Source organism: Blastomonas sp., from assembly GCF_041747255.1.
Lineage (GTDB): Bacteria > Pseudomonadota > Alphaproteobacteria > Sphingomonadales > Sphingomonadaceae > Blastomonas.
Window position 1 is genome coordinate 1 of the sequence record NZ_JBGTFM010000319.1, and the last position, 1872, is coordinate 1872.

Consider the following 1872-nt stretch of genomic DNA (forward strand, 5'->3'; position numbering starts at 1 on the left):
ATCAGGCCCCGCCAACGTCCTTGACGGTGCTGGCAAATGCCTCAAAATCGCGCGCCTCGCTGAAATCGCGGTAGACGCTGGCGAAGCGGATATAGGCGACGCTGTCGAGCGTGCGCAGGCCGTCCATCACCATCGATCCGATGTCTTTGGACGACACCTCGTTCTCGCCCGATGTTTCGATCTGGCGCTGGATGCCTGAGACGAGCTGGTCGAGCCGCTCCTGATCCACCCCGCGCTTGCGGCAGGCGAGCGCGACGGATTTCTCGATCTTCTGGCGGTTGAACGGCTCGCGGCGGTTTTCGTTCTTCACTACCATGATGTCGCGCAGCTGGATGCGCTCAAACGTGGTGAAGCGCGCGCCGCAGCCCTCGCACTGGCGACGACGACGGATCGCCGCCCCGTCTTCGGTGGGGCGGCTGTCCTTGACCTGGCTGTTTTCGTGGGCGCAAAACGGGCAACGCATCGCTTAACCGCTGGTGATCAAGGACGCAGCCGCCGGTAGAGCATAAAGCCCGCGCCTGCGATCAGGCCGATGGGTAGGCTGACCACAGGCAGGATCACTCCCGCCACTGCGCCAATCGCCGCGCCGGTCAACACCGGCTTGGTCGAAGGGTGCGCCAGGCCCTGCTTGGCCATGCCGACGATTTCCTCGCGGGCATCGCCGATCAGGTCACCTTTATTGTTGGGATCATCTGGATTCTGCATGGTTCAAAGCTCCGGGTAAATGGGGAAACGGTCGCACAAGGCTTCGACTCGGATGCGCACGGCGGCCTCGACTTCGGGATCGCCATGCTCGCCTTTCTGGCGCAATCCGTCCAGAACATCGGCGATCATGTCGCCGATTTCGCGGAATTCAGCAACGCCGAAGCCGCGCGTGGTGCCCGCCGGGCTGCCGACGCGGATACCGCTGGTCTTGGTCGGCGGCAGCGGATCGAACGGGATGCCGTTCTTGTTGCAGGTGATGCCGGCGCGCTCCAGCGCTTCGTCGGCATCCTTGCCGGTGACGCCAAGCGGGCGCAGATCGACAAGGGCTACGTGCGTGTCGGTGCCGCCCGCGACCAGATCTGCGCCGCGCTCCTTCAAGCGGCTGGCGAGCGCCTTGGCATTGTCGATCACCGCGCGCGAATAGCTCTTGAACTCCGGCGTCAGCGCCTCGCCGAACGCCACCGCCTTGGCGGCGATAACATGCATCAACGGCCCACCCTGAAGCCCCGGGAACACGGCGGAGTTGATCTTCTTGGCCAGCGCCTCGTCGTTGGTCAGGATCATGCCGCCACGCGGGCCCCGCAGCGTCTTGTGCGTGGTGGTGGTGGCGACATGCGCGTGCGGGAAGGGCGAGGGGTGCACGCCCGCTGCGACCAGACCCGCAAAATGCGCCATATCGACCTGAAAATACGCGCCTACCTCATCGGCGATTGCACGGAACTTGGCAAAATCGATATGGCGGGGATAGGCTGAGCCGCCGGCAAAGATCAGCTTGGGCTTGTGTTCAAGCGCCAGACGGCGGACCTCGTCATAATCGATCAGGTGGGTGTCGGGCGTCACGCCATACTGGATGGCGTTGAACCACTTGCCCGAGAGTGCGGGGCGTGCACCGTGCGTCAGATGGCCCCCGGCGTCGAGCGACATGCCAAGGATGGTGTCGCCCGGCTTGATCAGCGCCAGCAGCACCGCGCCATTGGCCTGCGCGCCCGAATGCGGCTGGACATTGGCATAGGCACAATCGAACAGCTTGCAGGCGCGCTCGATGGCGAGTTTCTCGACGTCATCTGATGGCTCGCAGCCCTGATAATAGCGCTTGCCCGGATAGCCTTCGGCATATTTGTTGGTGAATACCGACCCTTGGGCCTCTAGCACCGCCTTTGACACGAT

3 protein-coding genes are annotated in these 1872 nt (G+C 63.7%); all 3 read right to left on the reverse strand.

From position 1 onward, the window contains the following. Position 1: 1 nt before the first annotated feature. Positions 2-463: a transcriptional regulator NrdR gene (gene nrdR, locus ACEW8G_RS10845; RefSeq protein ID WP_373488434.1), complete on the reverse strand. Its 462-nt coding sequence runs from the start codon at positions 461-463 to the stop codon at positions 2-4. Positions 464-480: 17 nt separating this feature from the next. Further along, on the reverse strand, positions 481-705 hold the full coding sequence (locus tag ACEW8G_RS10850; RefSeq protein ID WP_373488435.1) for a hypothetical protein: 225 nt from the start codon (positions 703-705) through the stop codon (positions 481-483). A 3-nt stretch (positions 706-708) separates the two neighbouring features. Next, positions 709-1872, reverse strand: a 1164-nt coding sequence (gene glyA / locus ACEW8G_RS10855) for a serine hydroxymethyltransferase (RefSeq protein ID WP_373488436.1), incomplete at its 5' end; no start/stop codon positions are given.